Here is a 20,551-nt window from a genome sequence, read left to right as displayed (position 1 = left end):
GGTCCTTCCGTGAGGGGGGACGTGCGAGGGCCGGGCGGCTCCCGTGCGGGTGGAGCCGCCCGGCCGTGGCCCCGCGTCAGGTGCGGAGCCATGTACGCGGGGCTTCGGACGCTGCCCCGGGGCGCGGGGAACTGCGCGGCCGGCCACGACGGACCGGCAGACGAAGTACCGCCCACCCCGCGGAGCGCCCGGCGGGGGCTATTCGAGAAGCTCCGCGTACGAGCCCATGGCCAAGGCGATGTCCGCCTGAGCCCAGAACCGGTGATACGTGAACGACGGCACCGCACCGCCCGCGAGATAACTCTCGATCTTCGACCAGGCGGGATCGTCCTCGTAGAAGGACCGGATCGAGTCGAACGTCGACGACGAGTTGATCGCGTCCCCGTTCGGCATCGTGCCCGTCCAGCCGCTCGGGATGTGCACCGGGTCGTCGAACCGGTTGTAGTCGGCCCGGTTCTCCGGAACGGCGATGCCGAGATCGGTCTGGTGGTTCGCCCACATACCGTCCAGCAGCTTCTTCGCCGCCGCCGCGGCCTCCGTGTCACCGGAGCGGTCCGCGTAGTACGTCAGGGTCTTGGCGTACGCGGCCGCCACACCGACGTCGTTGGTGTAGTCGGCGACGGTGACGCGCAGCCCGCTGTTGGCGCCGGGGCTGGCGGCGTTCCAGGTGTCGGGCTGGCCCGACCACTGCAGCGTCGACGGGAGGCGGAAGGTGCCGTCCGGGTTGAACGTGGTCTTGGACAGCGCCCAGTCGACCCACTTGTCGAGGACCGTCTTGGCCTTCGCGTTCCCCGTCTGCTGGTACAGCTCGGCGACCCGCTCCATGGACCACGCCTGGAAGCCGAACCACTGGTTGGACGGCGGGTCGTGGTACACCGGCTTCTCGTCGTAATACATGCCGTAGAACGTCGACTTGCCCGAAGGCGGGGTCGCGTACCGGCCCGCCCAGCTGTTGGTCGCGCCGCCCGCGATGGCACCCTCGCTCGACTGGAGCCAGCGGTAGAACTCCAGCTGCCGGTCCATGGACTTGGCCCAGTCCGCCGCGCCCGTCGCCGACTTCGGCTTCAGCGGGGCGTAGTTGCCGAGGGCGTAGGCCGCGAGGGGGTTCTGGTAGCCGCCGTGGGCGTGGCTGGAGCCGATGCGCCAGGCCCAGCCGGCACTGGTGTCGGTGGCACCGCCCCAGGCGTAGTACCAGGACATCAGGTAGAACGAGGCGTCCTTGCCGGTGCCCGCCGGGCAGGCCGAGGGCCCGACGCAGTTGCCGACCTTCTTGAAGTACTTGTCGAACATCGAGTAGCGCAGGTAGTCACCCATCTTGGCCGCCTTGGCGACCGTCCCGGAGACCTGCGCGCCCTTGCCCTGCTCCTTGGCCCACAGGTCCGCCCAGTAGGCGGCCTGCACGGCCCGCGCGTCGGCGTCCGGCGCGTTGGTGAACTTCCACTGCTTGGCGTAGGAGGCGTCACCGGTGAACAGGTCCAGGTAGCCGTTCTTGCCGCCGTACTTGAAGGCGTCGCAGGTCGGCTGCGGCACCGTCTCCCACACCGACTCCTGCGCGCCGCGCTGGAAGGTGTTGATGTACGACGGGCCGGTGTCCGACGGGCCCGCCTCGCACTTGCCGGGCGAGTTGCCGTAGCCGTAGACGTTGTCGACGTCCTGCAGCCAGTGCATGCCGTAGACGTCGTCCGTGCCGTAGGCGCTCTTCAGTTCGCCCGCGATCGGGTCCGTGCCGACCGAGACGCCGGTGTCGAGCTTGGCCGGGTACTCGTTCGGCGTGTCCAGCTCGGGGGCGTAGGTGGCCGGCTTGGCGGGATTGTAGAAGGAGTTGGTCGGCTGGTCGGGGCGGGTGGGGATCATGTACTTCTCCATCAGCTCCCACGCGCCGTTGAACTTGGACCAGTCGCCCGTCACCTTGCCGTACATGGCCTGGAGCCACAGGAGGTAGCTGTACGCCTCCGACGTGGTCTCGTGGCCGTGGTCCGGCGCCTCGACGATCAGCGTCTCGACCGAGTGGTACGGGATGCCCTCGGGGGAGAAGTAGCCGTTCGCCGGGTTGGTGATCTTCCCGTAGAGCTCCAGGAAGCGGGCGTCGTAGACCTTCGCCGCCGCCAGCTGGGTCACGGTGACCGACGCCTTGGCGTGGCCCGCGGCCGTCGACTCGAACACGGCCGACCCGGTACCGGAGTTCGCGGCCGCGACGGTCACCTTCTGCGCGGTGTTCCAGTTCTGCGGCGTGAAGGTCAGCGAGGCGCCGGCCGAGACCGAGAGCCCCGAGTTGCCGCTCGCGCGGGCCGAGGTCACCGTCACGTTGGCCGACGGCTGCTTGGACAGCTTCACCTCGTAGGTGCCCGACTTGCCGGACTGGACGCCCAGTTGGAGCGGCGAGGCCACGACGGTCGGGCCGGCGGCGACGGTGATGCCGACCGGCGTCGAATCGGCGGAGGCGCCCATGCTGTCGTACGCCTTCGCCACCAGGGAATGGCTGCCCACGGCCAGGTCGGAGACGGACAGCGCATAGGGCGCGCTCGTGTCCGTGCCCAGCAGCTTGGTGTCGTCGTAGAACTCCACCTTGCTGATCGTGGCGTTGTCCGCGGCGGCGGCGGTGGCCGCCAGCGGCACCGCCTGGCCCTGGGTGTACACGGCGCCCGCGCTCGGGCTGGTCAGCACGGCGATCGGCGGCTGGTGCGCGCCGGTGCAGGGAGTGCCGTTGACGGAGAAGGACGTCGGCGCGGTGTTGCCGCCGCTGTAGGAGAACTGGGCGCCGGTGGAGACGGCGGCGCCCGCGGCGACCCGCGCGTTGTGGGAGGCGTTCTTGACGGTGATGTTCTGGCCGGACTGCGACCAGGTGCCGTTCCAGCCGTTGCCCAGCTTCTGGTTGCCGGAGTAGGCGTAGGTCAGCGTCCAGCCGTCGATGACGTCCGTGCCGCGGTTGGTGAGGGTCAGGTCCACCGTGAAACCGGAGCCCCAGTCGTTCGTCTTGTAGTCGACACTGCACTGAAGTGCCGCCGCCTGCGCGGGAGTCGACCCTGAGGAGAGCATCGTCAACGGGAGCGCGAGAGCTGCGAGCGCGGCGGTCCACAGACGCCGCACGGCTCTCCGCCTCCGGGGTGGGGGATGCATGGTGCTGGTTCCTCCTTGCGGCTCGGAGAAGTCAAGGCTTGAACCAGTGGGAGCGCTCCCATAGTGCGGACCCGTCAGGTACCGGTCAAGGTCCTCGAAGAGTCGAAAACATTCGACGCCGCGAGTTGAGCGAAAGTCAGTGACTCCCCTGTTCTTTGCCGACACTTGGCGCTACCTTCCTTGACACCAGTGGGAGCGGTTCCATCAGTCGACGCGTCCGTCACGACGCACCCGACCTGCACGGAGTCGCTCATGCGACACCCCTCGCGTTCAGTACTTTTAGCCGCCGCACACGCGGTCGTCCCCGGCTGCGCGAGTGCCGGTGCCGGGTTCCTCATGTCCTTGTCGGAGCGCGCCCTGAACGGCTGACACCCCCACCACCGAAAGGGAATCCCGCACTCATGAGCCGTACGAGAACAGCGTTGCTGGCCGCCATGGCCCTGGTCGCCGGAGCGACCGGAACCGCCTTCGCCGTCGACCCGGACGGTGCCGGCGTCGCCGCCGTCCCCTGCACCGTCGACTACAAGATCCAGAACCAGTGGAGCACCGGCTTCACCGCCGCCGTGACCATCACCAACAACAGCGCCGCCAAGTCGTCGTGGTCGCTGAAGTGGTCGTACGCCGGCAACCAGAAGGTCACCAGCGGCTGGAACGCCAAGCTGAGCCAGAGCGGTGCCGCCGTCACCGCGGCCAACGAGACCTACAACGCCCAGCTCGCGACCGGCGCTTCGGTCAGCTTCGGCTTCCAGGGCAGCTACAGCGGCAGCAACGCGATCCCGGCCACCTTCACTCTCGACGGCGTGACCTGCAACGTCGACGACGGTGGCCCCGGCGGCCCCACCGATCCGCCGGACCCGGGGGGCCCCGCGAACCGGGTGAACAACCCCTACGAGGGCGCCAAGGTGTACGTGAACCCGGAGTGGTCCGCGAACGCCGCCGCCGAGCCGGGCGGCAGCCGGATCGCCAACCAGCCGACGGGTGTCTGGCTCGACCGGACCGCCGCGATCAACGGCGCCGGCGGCAAGATGGGCCTGCGCGCCCACCTCGACGAGGCGCTGCGCCAGAAGGGCTCCGGCGAACTCGTCGTCCAGTTCGTCATCTACAACCTGCCCGGCCGGGACTGCTCCGCCCTCGCCTCCAACGGCGAACTGAAGCCCGACGAGATCGGCCGGTACAAGACCGAGTACATCGACCCGATCAAGGCGATCCTCGCCGACCCGAAGTACGCCTCGCTGCGGATCGTCACCACGGTCGAGATCGACTCCCTGCCGAACCTCGTCACCAACACCGGCAGCCGCCCGACGGCCGTCCCGCAGTGCGACGTGATGAAGGCCAACGGCAACTACGTCAAGGGCGTCGGCTACGCGCTCAACAAGCTCGGCGACGTGCCGAACGTCTACAACTACGTCGACGCGGGCCACCACGGCTGGATCGGCTGGGACGACAACTTCGGCCCCACCGCCACCATCATGAAGGAGGCGGCGACCGCCGAGGGCGCCACGGTGAACGACGTCCACGGCTTCATCACCAACACGGCGAACTACAGCGCCCTGAAGGAGGACAACTTCACCATCAACGACACCGTGGCCGGCAAGTCCGTCCGCGAGTCGAAATGGGTCGACTGGAACCGCTACCTCGACGAGCTGTCCTACGCCCAGGCTTTCCGCAACCAGCTGGTCTCGGCGGGCTTCAACTCGAACATCGGCATGCTGATCGACACCTCCCGCAACGGCTGGGGCGGCGCCGCACGGCCCACCGGACCGGGTGCGACGACGAGCGTCGACACGTACGTCGACGGCGGGCGATACGACCGCCGCTTCAACGCCGGCAACTGGTGCAACCAGTCCGGAGCCGGCCTCGGCGAGCGCCCGAAGGCCGCCCCGGCAGCCGGGATCGACGCCTACGTGTGGATGAAGCCGCCGGGCGAGTCCGACGGGTCGAGCAAGGCCATCCCGAACGACGAGGGCAAGGGCTTCGACCGCATGTGCGACCCCACCTACACGGGCAACCCGCGGAACAACAACAACATGTCCGGTGCCCTGCCGGACGCGCCGGTGTCCGGGCACTGGTTCTCCGCCCAGTTCCGGCAGCTGATGCAGAACGCGTACCCGCCGCTGTCCTGACCCGTCCGTGCTGAACCGCTGATCCGCCGGGGCCCCGTGCCCCGGCGGATTTTGCGGGACCGGCAACAGCAGTGGCCTCCGCACGGTGTGCCGTCGCACGCTGACCGCATCCGAGCGAGAGGCTGACCACCATGGCGCACCACCACGACCACGAGCGGGGCCACGGCCCGCACCACGGCCACACGGACATCGACTGGGCCGAGATGGGCCCGACGCTGGAGGCCTCCGCGGAACTGTTCGCGTCCCTGTACGAGCGGGCCCTGGGCTGGCTGGCGCAGGAGGTGACCGAACCGGGTCTGATCGTCGACGCGGGCAGCGGGCCGGGCGTGGTGTCCTGCCTGTTCGCGGAGACGTTCCCGGGCGCGCGGATCGTGGCGGTGGACGGTTCCGACGGGCTGCTGGAGCGGGCCCGGGCGCGGGCCGAGCGGCTGGGGGTCGCCGATCGCTTCGGCACGATCACGGGTGAACTGCCCGATGTACTGAGCGAGTTGGACTACCCCGCCGACCTGCTGTGGGCGAGCCGCAGCCTGCACCACCTCGGCGACCAGCGAGGCGCGCTCGCCGCGTTCGCGCAGCGGCTGGCACCCGGCGGCACCCTGGCCCTCATGGAGGGCGGTCTGCCCCTGCGGTTCCTGCCGCGCGACTTCGGGATCGGCCGGCCCGGTCTCCAGGCGCGGATCGACGCGGTGGAGGCGGAGTGGTTCACCCGGATGCGCACCGAGCTCCCCGGGCACGTGGCCGAGACCGAGAACTGGCCGGCCCTGCTGGCCGCCGCGGGTCTGAAGCACACGCGGACGCACAGCTTCCTGCTCGACCTCCCGGCGCCCGCCTCGGACCGGGCCCGTGCCTATGTCGTGGCGTCCCTGTCGCACATGCGCGACAAGCTCGCCGAGGGGCTCGACGCCGAGGACCTGGCGACCGTCGACCGCCTGCTCGACCCGGACGACGAGGCGAGCCTGCACCACCGCCCGGACGTGTTCGTCCTGGAGGCCCACACGGTCCACACGGCGGTCCGGCCCGCATAGCGACGGCGGCAGCCCTTGACTTCGAGAGTGCTCCAACTGATGGACTCCCCGGCATCGCACACCGGCCCACACCACAGGGGGAATGCATGTCCGACTCTCAGGTCGCGCTCATCACCGGCGGGGGCAGCGGCATCGGCGCCGCCGTCGCACGGCAACTGCTGGACGCCGGGCACCGGGTGGCCGTCACCGGGCGGGGGGAGGAGCGGCTGCGCTCGTTCGCCGAGGAACTGGGGCGGCCCGACGGGCTGCTGACGCTCGTCGGTGACACCGCTGTGTACGAGGACGTCCGGGCGGCGGTCGACACCACCGTGAAGACCTTCGGCCGGCTCGACACCGTCGTCGCCAACGCCGGTTTCGCCACCCACGACACGGTCGCGGAGGGCGACCCGGCCGGCTGGACCGACATGGTGCTCACCAACGTCCTCGGCCCGGCCCTGCTGATCCGGGCTTCCATCGACGCGCTGAAGGAGACACGCGGCCGGATCGTGCTGGTCGGCAGCGTCGCCGGGTTCGTCCACGGGCCGGGCAATATCTACGGGGCGACGAAGTGGGCCGTGACCGGACTCGCCGAGAACACCCGGCGGCAGGTCACCGAGTGGGGCGTGGGCGTCACCCTGGTCGCGCCGGGCCGGACGGAAACGCCCTTCTGGGACTCCTACGGCAGCCTTCCGCCCGGCCACCTCCTCACCGCAGGCCAGATCGCCGACTCGATCGTCTGGGCGATGAGGCAGCCGGACGGGGTCGACGTCAACACGGTGGTCGTACGGCCGGTGGGGCAGCCGGTCTGAGAAGGCGGAAACGACGACGCCCCGTCCCGGGCCCGCGAGGGCTCCGGGCCGGGGCGCTGCCGGTGCGGCTCAGGCGCCGTTGAACTCCGCCGGGTCCGGGCCGATGCGGCGGTCCTCGTTCAGGGCGCTGATCGCCGCGAGGTCCTCGTCGTCGAGGCTGAAGTCGAACACGTCGATGTTCTCCTTGATCCGCGACGGGGTCACGGACTTCGGGATCACCACGTTGCCCAGCTGGAGGTGCCAGCGCAGCACGACCTGGGCCGGGGTGCGCTCGTGCTTGCGGGCGATGGCCACGATCGCCGGGACCTCCAGCAGGCCCTTGCCCTGGCCGAGCGGCGACCAGGCCTCCGTGGCGATGCCCTGCTCCGCGTGGTACGCGCGGGAGGCGCCCTGCTGCAGGTGCGGGTGCAGCTCGATCTGGTTCACCGCCGGGACGACCGACGTCTCACCGATCAGCTTCTGAAGGTGCTCGGGAAGGAAGTTGGAGACGCCGATGGCACGGATCCGGCCGTCGGCGTGCAGCTTCTCGAACGCCTTGTAGGTGTCGACGTACAGACCCCGCTCCGGCGTCGGCCAGTGGATCAGGTACAGGTCGACGTAGTCCAGGCCGAGCTTTTCCAGCGACGTGTCGAAGGCGCGCAGCGTGGAGTCGTACCCCTGGTCGGCGTTCCAGAGCTTCGTGGTGACGAAGAGCTCCTCGCGGGGCAGACCGGCGGCGGCGATGGCCTTGCCGGTGCCCTCCTCGTTGCCGTAGATCGCCGCTGTGTCGATGCTGCGGTACCCGGCCTCCAGCGCCGCCGCGACGGCCGTCTCGGCCTCGTCGTCCGGCACCTGCCAGACGCCGAAGCCCAGTTGGGGCATCTCGACGCCGTTGTTCAGGATGATCGGGGGGACCTTGCTCACGAGCTCTCGATCCTTCGGTAAGTGGTCAGGTGTACTCCCATCGTCAACGATCACGGGCGGTGATGCATTCCTGACGGGAGAATTCCGAAGCCACACCTGCCCCGCGAGGTGCTCGTCACGCCCGGTAGAGCGCCTCGACCTCGTTCTCGTAGGCCTTCTCGATCGCCTTCCGCTTCAGCTTCAGCGACGGGGTCAGCAGCCCGTGCTCCTCCGTGAACGGCTGGGCGAGTATGCGGAAGGTGCGGATCGACTCGGCCTGCGAGACGAGGGTGTTGGCGGCGACCACCGCGCGGCGCACCTCCGTCTCCAGATCCGCGTCGCGCACCAGCTCCGCCGGGGACATCTGCGGCTTGGCCCGCATGGCCAGCCAGTGCTCCACGGCCTCCTGGTCGAGGGTGACCAGGGCGGCGATGTACGGGCGGTCGTTGCCCACGACGATGCACTGGTTGACCAGCGGATGGTCCCGGACGCGTTCCTCCAGCACCCCGGGCGAAACGCTCTTGCCACCCGATGTGACCAGGATCTCCTTCTTGCGGCCGGTGATGGTGAGGAAGCCGTCCTCGTCCAGCGCGCCGAGGTCGCCGGTGGCGAGCCAGCCGTCGTGCAGGGTGGCGTCCGTGGCCTTCTGGTTGTTGAGGTACCCCTGGAACACGTTCTCGCCGTGCAGCCAGATCTCGCCGTCGTCCGCGATGTGCACGGTCATACCGGGAATGGGCTGCCCTACCGTGCCGAAGCGGGTGCGCCCGGGCGGATTGGCGGTCGCGGCGGCCGTGGACTCCGTCAGGCCGTAGCCCTCGTAGATGTGCACGCCCGCGCCGGCGAAGAACAGCCCGAGCCGTCGGTCCATCGCCGAGCCGCCGGACATGGCGTGCTTGATCCGGCCGCCCATCGCGGCGCGGATCTTGCCGTAGACCAGCTTGTCGAACAGCTGGTGCTGCATGCGCAGGCCCGCCGAGGGGCCGGGGCCGGTGCCCCAGGCCTTGGCCTCCATCGCGTCGGCGTACTTGATGGCGATGTCGACGGCCTTCTCGAAGGGGCCGGAGCGGCCCTCCTTCTCGGCCTTGCGGCGGGCCGCGTTGAAGACCTTCTCGAAGATGTACGGCACGGCCAGGAAGAACGTCGGCTTGAACGCGGCCAGGTCGGGCAGCAGGGCCGTCGCGTTCAGCTGCGGCTGATGGCCGAACTTCACCTTGCCGCGGATCCCCGCGACCTGGACCATCCGCCCGAAGACGTGCGCGAGCGGCAGGAACAGCAGGGTCGCGGCCTCGTCGCCGCGCTTGGAGTGGAACACCGGCTCCCAGCGCTCGATGACGGTGTCCGCCTCGTACATGAAGTTGCCGTGCGTGATGACACAGCCCTTGGGGCGGCCGGTGGTGCCCGAGGTGTAGATGATCGTGGCGACCGAGTCGGGTGTGACGGCCTGCCGGTGGCGGTGCACCATCTCGTCGTCGAGGTGCGCGCCCGCGTCGTACAGCTCGTGCACCGCGCCGGAGTCGAGCTGCCACAGCCGGCGCAGCTGGGGCAGCCGGTCGATGACGGTGGCGATCGTCATCGCGTGGTCCTCGTGCTCCACGACCGCGGCCGTCACCTCGGCGTCGTACAGCATCCAGAAGCACTGCTCGGCCGAGGACGTCGGGTAGACCGGAACGACCTGGGCGCCGATCGTCCACAGCGCGTAGTCGAACAGGGTCCACTCGTAGCGCGTGCGGGACATGATCGCGACCCGGTCACCGAACCGGATGCCGCTCGCCAGCAGGCCTTTGGCCAGCGCGAGCACCTCGTCGCGGAACTCGGCGCTGGTGACGTCACGCCACTGGCCGGAGTCGTCCTTGCGGCCCAGCGCGATGTGCAGCGGGTCCTCCTGGGCATGCTCGAAGACCACGTCGGCCAGACCGCCCACCGGAGGTGCCAACGCCAACGGAGGGTTGGTGAACTCGCGCAAACCCCGCTCCCCGCTCCTCAGCGCTCCTGTCGAGTGACGCCCCGCACAGCGCCGTGAAAGCTACCCCACCCGGACAGGGGGCGGGAGGGGGTGCGAAGGCGGGCATCACTCTGGTCCACGCTGGTCAGCGAGGGAAAAAGCGCTCACATGGGGAAGGGTCGGACACAAAACTGACGGTTGAGTAAGTTTCGGTGCCGTAATCTCCACCGAATCTGTACGAGTACGACTGCGCTGCGACGGTCCGCGGAACGGGCTCTCTTCCGTCCCTCCTCCGTCAGCGGGACAGCGGCGGATTGTGTCACTCCGGTTCGTCACAGCCCCTTGCGCTCGCTGCGGTGCAACCGGTCCCCGCCCGCCAGGACCGCCGCCGCGAGGGCGTCCGCCGCGCCCCGGGCTGAGGGCCGCCGGCGGCCGTGGACGAGCACGAAGTCGACCTGCCCCAGCTCCGGCAGCCCCGCCCGGTCCGGGACCCGGACCAGCCCCGGCGGGATGAGGCCGCGGGAGTGGGCCATCACGCCGAGACCGGCCCGGGCCGCCGCGACGAGGCCGTTGAGGCTGCCGCTGGTGCACACCACCCGCCACTGGCGGCCCTGCCGTTCCAGGGCCTCCAGGGCGAGCGCGCGGGTGATGCCCGGCGGCGGGTACACGATGAGCGGCACCGGGCGGTCCGGGTCGAGCCGGAGGCCTTCCGCGCCGATCCACACCAGCCGGTCGTGCCGGACCAGCTCGCCCCGCGGATCCTCGGGCCGCCTCTTGGCCAGGACGAGGTCCAGCTTCCCGGCGGCCAGCTGCTCGTGCAGCGTGCCCGACAGCTCGACCGTCAGCTCCAGGTCGACCTCCGGATGCTCGTGCCGGAAGCCCTCAAGGATCTCCGGCAGCCGGGTCAGCACGAAGTCCTCCGAGGCGCCGAAGCGCAGCCGGCCGCGCAGCCGGGTGCCCGCGAAGAAGGCCGCCGCCTGGTCGTGCACCTCCAGGATCCGGCGCGCGAAGCCGAGCATGGCCTCGCCGTCCTCCGTCAGCTCCACCGAGTGCGTGTCCCGCGTGAACAGCGTCCGCCCGGCGGCGTCCTCCAGCCGCCGCACGTGCTGGCTGACCGTCGACTGGCGCAGTCCGAGCCGCCGCGCGGCCTGCGTGAAGCTCAGCGTCTGCGCCACCGACAGGAACGTGCGCAGATGGGACGGGTCGTACATGAGCCCCACGTTATCGCGGAACGCGATGACAGTCAGTGCCGTATGCGGGATTCCCGATCGCCGGGCTGGGGAGCAGGATGGAAGGGGGCCGGTGCGGCCCCGGACCGACCGAAGCACCAAGCAAGTGGAGCACCGTGAAACGCCTGCGCTGGCCGAGCTGGATGCCGATCGACCCCTACATCCTGCTTCTCCTCGGGACGGTGGGCCTCGCCGCACTGTTCCCGGCACGCGGGTCGGCCGCGGACGTCGCCTCCGGTGCCTCCACGGCCGCGGTCGCCCTGCTCTTCTTCCTGTACGGCGCCCGGCTGTCCACCCGTGAGGCGCTCGACGGGCTGCGCCACTGGCGTCTCCACGTCACCGTCCTGGCCTGCACCTTCCTCGTCTTCCCGCTGCTCGGGCTGGCGGCCCGCGGGCTGGTGCCGGTGATCCTTACGCACCCGCTCTACCAGGGCCTGCTCTTCCTCACGCTGGTCCCGTCGACCGTCCAGTCGTCGATCGCCTTCACCTCGATGGCCCGCGGCAACGTGCCCGCCGCGATCTGCGCGGGCTCCTTCTCCTCCCTCGTCGGCATCGTCGCCACCCCCCTGCTGGCCGCCTCGCTGCTCGGCGGCAGCGGGGGCGGGTTCTCCGCCGACTCGCTGCTGAAGATCGTGCTGCAACTGCTGGTCCCCTTCCTCGCCGGCCAGCTGCTGCGGCGCTGGATCGGCGGCTTCGTCACCCGCCGCAAGCGGGTCCTCGGGCTCGTGGACCGCGGCTCGATCCTGCTCGTCGTCTACACCGCGTTCAGCGTGGGCGTGGTCCAGGGCATCTGGCACCAGGTCAGCCCCGCGCGGCTGGGCGGCCTGGTCGTCGTCGAGGCGGTCATCCTCGCCGTGATGCTGCTCCTCACCTGGTACGGCGGCAAGGCGCTGCGCTTCGGCCGGGCGGACCGGATCGCGATCCAGTTCGCCGGGTCGAAGAAGTCACTGGCCGCCGGACTGCCCATGGCGAGCGTCCTGTTCGGCGCGCAGGCCGCGCTCGCCGTGCTGCCGCTGATGCTCTTCCACCAGATGCAGCTCATCGTGTGCGCGGTGATCGCCAAGCGGCGCGCGCGGGAAGGGGCGGCGGAGGTCAGCGCGCCGCAGCCAGCCGCAGCGACACGAACCGCGGTCGGTACAGGGACACGTTCCGGCTGAGCTGGGCGGCGGCGCCCGTCATCTCCAGCCAGTTGACGTCGTAGCTCAGGACGAGCCGTCCCTCACCGCTCAGCACCGGATGCGCCTGCGGGTTGTAGGCGGCCACCTGCCCCGGCGGCAGTGGCGGACTGAACTCCTTCGCCGGACCGTGCCACGGCCCGGCGGGGGAGCAGGCCCAGTAGGACGCCACGGTGGTCAGACCCTTCGGTCCGGCGGCCATGGTGAACAGCACGTACGTGCCGCCGTCCCGGACGACCGAGAAGGCGCTGCCCACGCCCTTGCGCCGCCCGTCCCCGAGCACCGGCCGGGGCCGGGCGCGGGGCACCCACGCCGAGCCGCTCCAGTACTGCCACGCCGCGGGGTCCGCGAGCGCGCCCTCGGGGACCCGGGCCGCGTATGCGTGCGAGACGGGGCGGGCGGCGGGCCGGCCGTCGTCGCCGCCGAACACATAGGTCCAGCCGCCCTCCTCGACCAGCGTGGTGCCGAACAGCACCCGCCGGGAAGGGTCGGCGACCGGCCGCTGGTCGAGCACCTCGGTGATCGACTCCAGGCGCAGCCCGGGCAGTGACAGGGTGGCGACCTCGGTCGCGGTGGGCACGCCGTAGATCCAGGGGGACTGTCCGGCCGTGCGCACCCACAGCAGCACCCGGACGACCTGCTCCGAGGAACCGGGGGAGCGGGGTTCGACGCGGGCGGCGACCGGCCAGCGCCACTGGTCCGGCGCCGGGTCGGCGAACAGCGGGGCGGGCAGGGTGGATGCGAGGCGGCCGTCGCGCATGAGCACCGCGGAGTTGCGCACCAGCGGCGTGGTGGCGTCCCGCCAGGCGTAGGACTCGCCGTGCGGGTTGGGCGGTCCGTGCACCGGCCCCAGGTAGGTGTCCGAGAACAGCCACAGCACGCGGCCGTCCGGCAGCCGCACCGAGTGGGTGCCGTCGCCGCCGGTCCAGTCGTCCGTGCGGCCCGGGTCGTCGCCGTAGCGGGCGAACTCGGCGGTGAGGCCGTCGTCCGCCTTCCAGGGGCCGACCGTCAGCGCCCGGCAGGCGTCGTCGTCCGGACCGTCGTCGCCGGGCAGGGCGATGAGCAGTGCGGCACCGAGAACCAGGACCAGCAGCAGGCCGATCCCGGTTCCGGTGCGCTGTCGTGCTCGTAATGCTCCTGAGTCGTCGGGCACGCTGTGTGACGTTAGTTGCTGCCGCTCCCCTGGTCCATGGGCAGCCACAGCACCGTGCCCCGCGAGGCCGCGCCCGAGGCGCCGGCGGCCAGCTCCTCCTCGCTCAGCGCCCGGTCCCACACCCGGACGTCGTCGACCGCCCCGGTCAGGTACGCCCGGCTGTCCATGCGCTGGCCGATGTGCACGCCGAACGGGGAGTTGCGGCTGACCGAGCCCGGCACGTCCGCCGTGCCGAGCGCCTCGCCGTCGAGGAAGAGCGTCAACTGCCCTCCGCCGCGGCGCAGGGCCAGATGGTGCCAGCGGCCGTCGTTGTGGGCGCCGTCGGTCGACACCGAGGCGGACCTGACGGTCGTCGCGCCGGACCGGGTGGTGATCAGCCCTCGGACCCGGTCGCTCGCCGGTTCGCCCCGCAGCCAGATCTGCGGCTGGTTGGTGCCGATGCCGCCCATCCACAGGAATGGCTGCTCGCCGGTCGTGGCCGTGTAGCGGAAGTGCAGCGAAGCCGTGAAGTCCCCTTCCCCGAGCGGGAGCCGGGACCGGAAGGGCAGCCGGACGGCGTCGTCGGTGCCGTCGAACGACAGCGCACCGCCGCGGACACCGGTCGTCCGCGCGGCACCGCCGAGCACGGCCGCGGGTCTGGCGCCCGCCGCCGCGTCGCGCGTGGTCGGGTCGGCGCCCCTGCGGGGTTTCAGCCAGTCCTCGGTGAAGCGGGCGAAGCGGATCTCGTCGCGGGCGTCGACCGCGCCGCCCTCGTACAGCAGGCCCACCGCCCCGCCGCCCACGGCCACCATGTCGGAGTAGCCGGACCAGTCCGTGGTGACGACCGTGCCCCGGTCCACGCTCTCCCAGGTCCGTCCGCCGTCGTAGGAGGAGCGGACCATCATCGTCCGGCGGCGGTCGGGGTCGGCCGGAGCGGACAGCAGCATCCGGCCGCCGAGGCGCAGGGTCGCGCCCTGCACCTGCGGGGTGTACAGGTCCGGGAGGTCGCGGAAGGGTGTGGCGAAGCTGTCGCCGCCGTCCCGGCTGAGGGTCTGGGAGCGGTGGCCCAGGTCGGTGCCGTCCTGCTCCCGGCCGCTGACGAGGAGTGCGCCGTCGGTGCGTTCGGTGAGCGTCACCTCGGACGGCTTCTGCCGGAACATGCCGTCCTGCCCTATGGGCCAGGTGTCCGTGGCGCCGATCCGCCAGGAGTCGCCGCCGTCGTCGCTGACGATGAGCGCGGCGTGGTTGGCGGAGACCCGGCTGCCGTTCCACGTCTCGGTGTTGACGCCGAACACGAGCCGCCCGGCGTGCTTGCCGCGGGTCAGCTGGATGCCGTGCACCGGCCCGGTCGCGTACCAGGAGTTCCAGTGCCCGGGCAGGATCTGGTCGCTCAGATCGCGTGGCTCGGACCAGGTGCGGCCGTCGTCGTCGCTGTACTGCAGGTGCGGGGTGCGGTCGCAGGGGACGGTGCAGTTGCCCGCGTCTGTACGGCCGGTGTTGAACGTCTCGGCCAGCAGGATCCGGCCGGTTCCGCGGTCCACGACCGGGGCCGGGTTGCCGTGCGTGTCACCCGCGCCCTCGGTGACGACCTGGAGCGGCCCCCAGGTGCGGCCGCCGTCGGTGGAGCGCTTGACGACGATGTCGATGTCGGCGGCGTCCCCGCAGTTGAGGACGCGGCCTTCGGCGAAGGCGAGCAGCGTGCCGCTGGTGGTGCGGACGATCGCCGGGATCCGGAAGCAGGCGTAGCCCGGGTCCTGGGACGCCTTGAAGAGCACCTGCTGTTCGAACTCCGGTGCGGCCGCGGTGGATTGGCCGTGAGCCGGGGCGGTGGGTGCGAGCAGCGCGCCGGTGGCGAGAGCGGCTGTCAGGGTGGATCTCAGACGTGCGCGAAGACTTGACGGCATGGTGCGACCTGCCCTTCATGCGTCTGTCGGCCGGACCACCCGGGCATGGGAACAGACATCCGGTCATCCGGACATCCCATGTCCAATGTGTGGGTCACAGACGGTACTTGGGTTCACAGACCCCCCACAAGAAGCGTGCGTCAGGGGATCAGGACGACCTTGCCCAGGTTGGACCGCCCCTCGATCTCCCCGTGCGCCTTCGCCGCGTCCTCCAGGGCGAACTCCCCGTGCACGACGGGCCTGAGCTCTCCCGCAGCGAACAGCCGCCACAGCTCCTCGCGCCACTGCTCGTACAACTCCGGCTTCCCGCGGGCGATACGGGCCATCTGGAACCCGATCACCGACTTGGCGTCCACGAGCAGGTCGTACGCCTGGATGGTGCCGCCGCCCGAGCTGTACGCCACCAGCCGCCCCTCGGGGACGAGCGCGTGCAGGGCCGGGGTGAGCAGCTCACCGCCGACCGCGTCCAGGACGTAGTCGACCGGTGTGCCCCAGCCGTTGTCGCCGTACGTGATGACGTGGTCGGCGCCGAGGCCCCGGACGAAGCCGGCCTTGGCCGGGTCGGAGACGGCTCCCACGACCCGTCCGGCGCCGCGCGTCCTGGCCAGCTGCACGGCCAGGTGGCCGACGCCGCTCGCGGCCGCGGTGACCAGGGCCGCCTCGCCCGGCTGGGGGCGGGCCGCCTCCAGGGCGCCGAGGGCGACCAGGCCGCTGCGGACCAGGGCGACCGCGTCGACGGCGCTCGCGTCCCCCGGGACCGGGGAGGTCATGGCTTCGTGCAGCACCGCGAAGTCGGCGTAGCCGTGGCCGAAGCACAGGCCCGTCACCCGGTCGCCGGTGCCGAAGCGGGTGACGCCCTCGCCGACGGCCGCGACCTCCCCGGCGATCTCACCGCCGAGCGGGCCGGGCTCGGCCGCCTCGGTGACCTTGCGGACGACCGGGAGCGTGACGCCGATCGCCTCCGCGCGCACGAGCAGCTCCCCGGGGCCCGGCTCGGGGAGGGGCGCCTCCTCCATGAACAGGGGGCCGCCTCTGGATTCGTAGCGGACGCGGCGCATCGCACCTCCGGGGTCGTTGGTGGTCCCCATGGATCCGTTGGGGCCACCAACGGTAGAGGATGATCATAGGAAGAACCAACGATTTCTTGGTTAGGCTGCGGCCATGTCGGAAGCACCCCTCCCCGCCATCCGCTCCCTGCCCAGCTGGCTGCTCGGCCGCGCCGCCGCCCGCGGCCGGGCCCTGGTGGCCGCGGCCCTGGCCGAGGAGGACATGCGGATGTGGCACCACGTGGTGCTGTCCGCCGTCCGCGACCTCGGGCCCGTCGCCCAGGCCGACCTAGGCCGCGGGGTCCGGCTGGACCCGAAAGACCTGGTCGGCGTCCTCAACGACCTCCAGGCGGCGGGCCTCGTGGTACGCGAGCCGGACCCGCGGGACCGCCGCAAGAACGCGGTGTCCCTCACCGCGCGGGGAGACCGGCTGCTGAAGCGCTGCGAGGTGGCGGCCCGCGCGGCCAACGACGAACTGCTCGCACCGCTGTCGGCGGCCGAGCGGGAGCAGTTCACGGCGATGCTGCTCCGGATATCCGGCACGGCCGACTAGGCGGGACGCCCTGGGCAGGCCGAGACGGGGCCCCTGCGGCGCAGGGGGCGCTCCCCGCCGGTCGGGGCCCCGCCGCCGTGTCGCGGGGCAACCTGTTCAGCCCTGGGCGGCCGCGGCCCGCAGGGCGATCCGGTCCTCACCCGCGTACACGTTCATGGAACTGCCCCGCAGGAAGCCCACCAGCGTCAGGCCCGTCTCGGCCGCCAGGTCCACCGCCAGCGAGGACGGCGCCGACACGGCCGCCAGGACCGGCATGCCGGCCATCACGGCCTTCTGCGCCAGCTCGAAGGAGGCCCGGCCCGAGACGAGCAGGATCGCCCGGGACAGCGGCAGCTCCCCGTTCTGCAGGGCACGGCCGACCAGCTTGTCGACCGCGTTGTGCCGGCCCACGTCCTCCCGGGCGTCCAGCAGCTCGCCCTCCTCCGAGAAGAGGGCCGCGGCGTGCAGGCCGCCCGTCCGGTCGAAGACCCGCTGGGCCGCGCGCAGCCGGTCGGGCAGGCTCGCGAGCAGGTCGGGGGAGACCCGGACCGGGGGAGCGTCGGCGATGGGGAAGCGGGCCGTGGTGCGCACCGCGTCCAGCGACGCCTTGCCGCACAGCCCGCAGGACGACGTCGTGTAGACGTTGCGCTCCAGCGTGATGTCCGGGACCACCACCTCCGGGGCCGTCTGCACGTCGACCACGTTGTACGTGTTCGACCCGTCGGCCGTGGCGCCCGCGCAGTAGACGATGTTCCGCAGGTCCGACTGCGCGCCCAGCACACCCTCGCTCACCAGGAAACCCGCCGCGAGGGCGAAGTCGTCGCCCGGGGTGCGCATGGTGATCGCCAGCGGCTTGCCGTTGAGCCGGATCTCCAGGGGTTCCTCGGCGACGAGCGTGTCCGGGCGGCTGGAGACCACCCCGTCGCGGATGCGGATCACCTTGCGTCGTTCCGTGACTCGTCCCATGTCCTGATCAGTCCCGGTTCTGTACGTGCTGGTAGCCGAAGCGGCCCTTGATGCAGAGGTTGCCGTGGGTCACCGGGTTGTCGTGCGGCGAGGTGACCTTCACGATCTCATTGTCCTGCACGTGCAGCGTCAGGTTGCAGCCCACTCCGCAGTACGCGCACACCGTGGTCGTCTCCGTCTGGGCGGACTCGTCCCACGTACCCGCCGCCCGCATGTCGAACTCGGACTTGAACGACAGCGCGCCCGTCGGGCACACCTCGATGCAGTTGCCGCAGTACACGCACGCCGAGTCGGTGAGCGGCGCGTCGTGCTCCACGGCGATCCGGGCGTCGAAGCCGCGCCCCGCGACGGAGATCGCGAAGGAGTTCTGCCACTGGTCGCCGCAGGCGTCGACGCACTTGTAGCAGAGGATGCACTTGTCGTAGTCGCGCACATACAGGTCGTTGTCGATCTTCGGCTCCTCGTTCAGCCGGGCCGCGTCCGGGCCGAAGCGGTCCGGTTTCGCCTCGTACTCCTGGAGCCACCCGGCGACCTTCGGTGTCGTCGACAGGTCGACCGAGGATGCGAGCAGTTCCAGGACGACCTTGCGGCTGTGCCGGGCACGCTCGGTGTCCGTGCGGACCTCCATGCCCGGCTCCGCCTTGCGCGAGCAGGCCGGGACGAGCGTCCTGGCCCCCTCGACCTCGACGACACAGACCCGGCAGGCGTTCTTCGGGCGCAGCGTGTCGCCCTCGCACAGGGTCGGGACGTCCTTCCCGGCCGCCCGGCAGGCGTCCAGGATGGTGGAGCCCTCGGGTACCCGGGCCTCCTCGCCGTCGAGGGTGAACTCCAGCATGCGGCGTGGGATCCCCAGCGGTGTGACGGTCATTCGTACGCCCCCAGACGGTCGATGGCGGATTCCACGGCGTTCCACGCGGTCTGCCCGAGACCGCAGATCGAGGCGTCCCGCATGGCGCGGCCGACCTCCCGCAGCAGCGCGATGTCACCGGCGGCGTCGGCGCCCGTGCGCTCCACGATGCGGTGCAGTGCCTCCTCCTGCCGTACCGTCCCGACCCGGCACGGTACGCACTGCCCGCACGACTCGTCCCGGAAGAACTCCGCGATGCGCAGCAGCAGCCGGGGCAGGGGCACGCTGTCGTCGAAGGCCATGACGAGTCCGGAGCCCAAGGTCGTGCCGGCTTCGCGCGTGCCCTCGAAGGTGAGCGGGATGTCCAGCTCGTCGGCCCGGACGAAACCGCCCGCCGCCCCGCCGAGCAGTACCGCCCGCAGCCCGTCCCGCACCCCGGCCAGCGTGAGCACGTCGCCCAGCGTCGCGCCGAACGGCACCTCGTAGACACCGGGCCGCTGCACGCTGCCGGACACGCAGAACAGCTTCGGGCCGGTGGAGCGCCCGGTGCCGATCTTCGCGTACGCCGGGGCGCCCATGGTCAGCACCGGCAGGACGTTGACCAGCGTCTCCACGTTGTTCTCGACCGTCGGCTTGCCGAACAGGCCCTTCTCCACCGGGAACGGCGGCTTCGAGCGCGGCTCGCCGCGGTAGCCCTCGATGGAGTTGAACAGGGCCGTCTCCTCACCGCAGATGTAGGCGCCCGCGCCGCGCCGGATCTCGATGTCGAAGGCGTAGCCCTGCCCGAGCACGTCGTCGCCGAGCAGTCCGCGCGCACGGGCCTGCCCGACCGCGTGCTCCAGCAGGCGCAGGGCACGCGGGTACTCGCCGCGCAGATACAGGTAGCCCCGGTGCGCGCCGGTCGCGTACCCGGCGATCGTCATCGCCTCGACGAGTGCGTACGGGTCGCCCTCCATGAGCACCCGGTCCTTGAAGGTGCCCGGCTCCGATTCGTCGGCGTTGCAGACGAGGTAGTGCGGACGGTCGGGCTGGGACGCCGTGGCCTGCCACTTGCGGCCGGTGGGGAAGGCGGCGCCGCCGCGCCCGACCAGACCCGAGTCGGTGACCTCGCGGATCACCCCGGCGGGTCCCAGTTCGAAGGCCCGGCGCAGGGCGGTGTAACCCCCGTGGGCGCGGTAGTCGTCGAGGGACGACGGGTCGACCGCGCCGACGCGGTGCAGCAGCATCAGACCGTCCTGCCCGGCCTGGGGCACCGCCAGCGCGGCCGGTGGCTCCTCGGGCGCGGAGTCCGGCGAGCTCGCGGCGAGCACGGCGTCCTGGACGGTCGCCGGCGCCGAGACCGCCGTACGGACGGGATCCCCGGCCTTGATCGCGAGCGCGGCCGGGGCCCTTTCGCACAGACCCAGGCACGGGCTGCGCTCGACGCTCACCCCGCTGCCGAGGCCCAGCCGCTCCTCGACCCCGGCGCACAGTTCCGGCGCCCCGGCGGCCGCGCACGCCAGGTCCGTGCACACGTGCAGCACGGTCGCCGGGCGGGGCTTGAGAGAGAACATGGCATAGAAGGTGGCGACCCCGTACGCCTCCGCCGGCGGCACCGTCAGCCGCCGGCACAGGTAGTCCAGGGCGCCCTCGCTGATCCAGCCGATCCGGTCGTTGATCGCATGCAGCCCCGGCAGCAGCAGGTCGCGGCGGTCCCGGGCCTCGCGTCCGCCACGGGCCCACCTGAGATCCGCGTCGGAGCGGTCGGCGCCCTCCCAGGAGGACTCCGGAGGCCCGAGCAGGCCGTCGACGGCCGCCCGCTCCTCGTCCGTCGGTTTGCTGTCACCGAAGTGCAGGTCCACAG

At 71.4% G+C, this 20,551-nt stretch carries 15 protein-coding genes; 5 read left to right on the top strand and 10 right to left on the bottom strand.

Annotation, left to right across the window (positions count from 1 at the left end):
• Positions 1 to 198 precede the first annotated feature (198 nt).
• Positions 199 to 3,117, bottom strand: coding sequence for a glycoside hydrolase family 48 protein (locus HNR57_RS02770; RefSeq protein ID WP_184555324.1), 2,919 nt, complete (start codon positions 3,115 to 3,117; stop codon positions 199 to 201).
• A gap of 401 nt (positions 3,118 to 3,518) precedes the next feature.
• Here HNR57_RS02770 and HNR57_RS02765 point away from each other — a divergent pair, with 401 nt between their 5' ends.
• The 3 genes from HNR57_RS02765 (at position 3,519) to HNR57_RS02755 (ending at position 7,053) form a co-directional block, all read left to right on the top strand.
• On the top strand, positions 3,519 to 5,240 hold the full coding sequence (locus HNR57_RS02765; RefSeq protein WP_184555321.1) for a glycoside hydrolase family 6 protein: 1,722 nt from the start codon (positions 3,519 to 3,521) through the stop codon (positions 5,238 to 5,240).
• 131 nt (positions 5,241 to 5,371) lie between these two features.
• Positions 5,372 to 6,265 (top strand): class I SAM-dependent methyltransferase, encoded by an 894-nt coding sequence (locus tag HNR57_RS02760; protein WP_184555318.1) that lies wholly within the window; start codon positions 5,372 to 5,374, stop codon positions 6,263 to 6,265.
• 86 nt (positions 6,266 to 6,351) lie between these two features.
• Complete coding sequence (locus HNR57_RS02755; RefSeq protein ID WP_184555315.1) at positions 6,352 to 7,053, top strand: SDR family oxidoreductase; 702 nt, start codon at positions 6,352 to 6,354, stop codon at positions 7,051 to 7,053.
• Positions 7,054 to 7,122: 69 nt separating this feature from the next.
• On the opposite strand, the gene HNR57_RS02750 is transcribed toward HNR57_RS02755, so the two are convergent.
• From HNR57_RS02750 to HNR57_RS02740, 3 genes are all read right to left on the bottom strand, one after another.
• Positions 7,123 to 7,914, bottom strand: coding sequence for an aldo/keto reductase (locus HNR57_RS02750; RefSeq protein ID WP_184556544.1), 792 nt, complete (start codon positions 7,912 to 7,914; stop codon positions 7,123 to 7,125).
• A gap of 157 nt (positions 7,915 to 8,071) precedes the next feature.
• The gene (locus HNR57_RS02745) at positions 8,072 to 9,898 is read right to left on the bottom strand and encodes an AMP-dependent synthetase/ligase (RefSeq protein ID WP_184555311.1); all 1,827 of its coding nucleotides are present in this window, start codon (positions 9,896 to 9,898) and stop codon (positions 8,072 to 8,074) included.
• 311 nt (positions 9,899 to 10,209) lie between these two features.
• Positions 10,210 to 11,088 (bottom strand): LysR substrate-binding domain-containing protein, encoded by an 879-nt coding sequence (locus HNR57_RS02740; protein WP_184555308.1) that lies wholly within the window; start codon positions 11,086 to 11,088, stop codon positions 10,210 to 10,212.
• A gap of 161 nt (positions 11,089 to 11,249) precedes the next feature.
• Here HNR57_RS02740 and HNR57_RS02735 point away from each other — a divergent pair, with 161 nt between their 5' ends.
• A complete protein-coding gene (locus HNR57_RS02735) occupies positions 11,250 to 12,263 on the top strand; it encodes a bile acid:sodium symporter family protein (RefSeq protein ID WP_184556541.1) in 1,014 nt (337 codons plus the stop codon).
• Here the strand turns inward: HNR57_RS02735 and HNR57_RS02730 are convergent.
• From HNR57_RS02730 to HNR57_RS02720, 3 genes are all read right to left on the bottom strand, one after another.
• Positions 12,199 to 13,434, bottom strand: a complete 1,236-nt coding sequence (locus HNR57_RS02730; RefSeq protein ID WP_184555305.1) for a DUF5005 domain-containing protein — start codon at positions 13,432 to 13,434, stop codon at positions 12,199 to 12,201. The genes HNR57_RS02735 and HNR57_RS02730 overlap by 65 nt on opposite strands.
• An 11-nt stretch (positions 13,435 to 13,445) precedes the next feature.
• Positions 13,446 to 15,317: a sialidase family protein gene (locus tag HNR57_RS02725; RefSeq protein ID WP_184555302.1), complete on the bottom strand. Its 1,872-nt coding sequence runs from the start codon at positions 15,315 to 15,317 to the stop codon at positions 13,446 to 13,448.
• Between the two features lie 140 nt (positions 15,318 to 15,457).
• Entirely contained in the window at positions 15,458 to 16,375 is a 918-nt protein-coding gene (locus HNR57_RS02720) for a quinone oxidoreductase family protein (protein WP_184556539.1), read from the bottom strand.
• A 103-nt stretch (positions 16,376 to 16,478) separates the two neighbouring features.
• Here HNR57_RS02720 and HNR57_RS02715 point away from each other — a divergent pair, with 103 nt between their 5' ends.
• Positions 16,479 to 16,916 (top strand): MarR family winged helix-turn-helix transcriptional regulator, encoded by a 438-nt coding sequence (locus HNR57_RS02715; protein WP_184555298.1) that lies wholly within the window; start codon positions 16,479 to 16,481, stop codon positions 16,914 to 16,916.
• A gap of 96 nt (positions 16,917 to 17,012) precedes the next feature.
• Here HNR57_RS02715 and fdhD read toward each other — a convergent pair whose 3' ends face one another.
• From fdhD to HNR57_RS02700, 3 genes are read right to left on the bottom strand one after another with little or no spacing between them, the layout of a single operon-like run.
• Positions 17,013 to 17,861, bottom strand: coding sequence for a formate dehydrogenase accessory sulfurtransferase FdhD (fdhD, locus tag HNR57_RS02710; RefSeq protein WP_184555295.1), 849 nt, complete (start codon positions 17,859 to 17,861; stop codon positions 17,013 to 17,015).
• Between the two features lie 7 nt (positions 17,862 to 17,868).
• A complete protein-coding gene (locus tag HNR57_RS02705) occupies positions 17,869 to 18,729 on the bottom strand; it encodes a 2Fe-2S iron-sulfur cluster-binding protein (protein WP_184555292.1) in 861 nt (286 codons plus the stop codon).
• Entirely contained in the window at positions 18,726 to 20,549 is a 1,824-nt protein-coding gene (locus tag HNR57_RS02700) for an NAD(P)H-dependent oxidoreductase subunit E (RefSeq protein ID WP_184555288.1), read from the bottom strand. Before HNR57_RS02700 ends, HNR57_RS02705 begins: the two co-directional genes overlap by 4 nt.
• Between the last annotated feature and the right edge of the window lie 2 nt (positions 20,550 to 20,551).

Source organism: Streptomyces paradoxus, assembly GCF_014202475.1.
Classification (GTDB): domain Bacteria; phylum Actinomycetota; class Actinomycetes; order Streptomycetales; family Streptomycetaceae; genus Streptomyces; species Streptomyces paradoxus.
This window is presented reverse-complemented; position numbering and strand designations above follow the sequence as displayed.

Bases quoted from the DNA above. Each gene is read 5' to 3' on its own strand.
- HNR57_RS02770 (WP_184555324.1), bottom strand. From the start codon at position 3,117: ATGCATCCCCCACCCCGGAGGCGGAGAGCCGTGCGGCGTCTGTGGACC.
- fdhD (WP_184555295.1), bottom strand. From the start codon at position 17,861: ATGGGACGAGTCACGGAACGACGCAAGGTGATCCGCATCCGCGACGGG.
- HNR57_RS02735 (WP_184556541.1), top strand. From the start codon at position 11,250: ATGCCGATCGACCCCTACATCCTGCTTCTCCTCGGGACGGTGGGCCTC.
- HNR57_RS02740 (WP_184555308.1), bottom strand. From the start codon at position 11,088: ATGTACGACCCGTCCCATCTGCGCACGTTCCTGTCGGTGGCGCAGACG.
- HNR57_RS02750 (WP_184556544.1), bottom strand. From the start codon at position 7,914: ATGCCCCAACTGGGCTTCGGCGTCTGGCAGGTGCCGGACGACGAGGCC.
- HNR57_RS02765 (WP_184555321.1), top strand. From the start codon at position 3,519: ATGAGCCGTACGAGAACAGCGTTGCTGGCCGCCATGGCCCTGGTCGCC.
- HNR57_RS02705 (WP_184555292.1), bottom strand. From the start codon at position 18,729: ATGACCGTCACACCGCTGGGGATCCCACGCCGCATGCTGGAGTTCACC.
- HNR57_RS02755 (WP_184555315.1), top strand. From the start codon at position 6,352: ATGTCCGACTCTCAGGTCGCGCTCATCACCGGCGGGGGCAGCGGCATC.
- HNR57_RS02720 (WP_184556539.1), bottom strand. From the start codon at position 16,375: ATGCGCCGCGTCCGCTACGAATCCAGAGGCGGCCCCCTGTTCATGGAG.
- HNR57_RS02760 (WP_184555318.1), top strand. From the start codon at position 5,372: ATGGCGCACCACCACGACCACGAGCGGGGCCACGGCCCGCACCACGGC.
- HNR57_RS02725 (WP_184555302.1), bottom strand. From the start codon at position 15,317: ATGCCGTCAAGTCTTCGCGCACGTCTGAGATCCACCCTGACAGCCGCT.
- HNR57_RS02715 (WP_184555298.1), top strand. From the start codon at position 16,479: ATGTCGGAAGCACCCCTCCCCGCCATCCGCTCCCTGCCCAGCTGGCTG.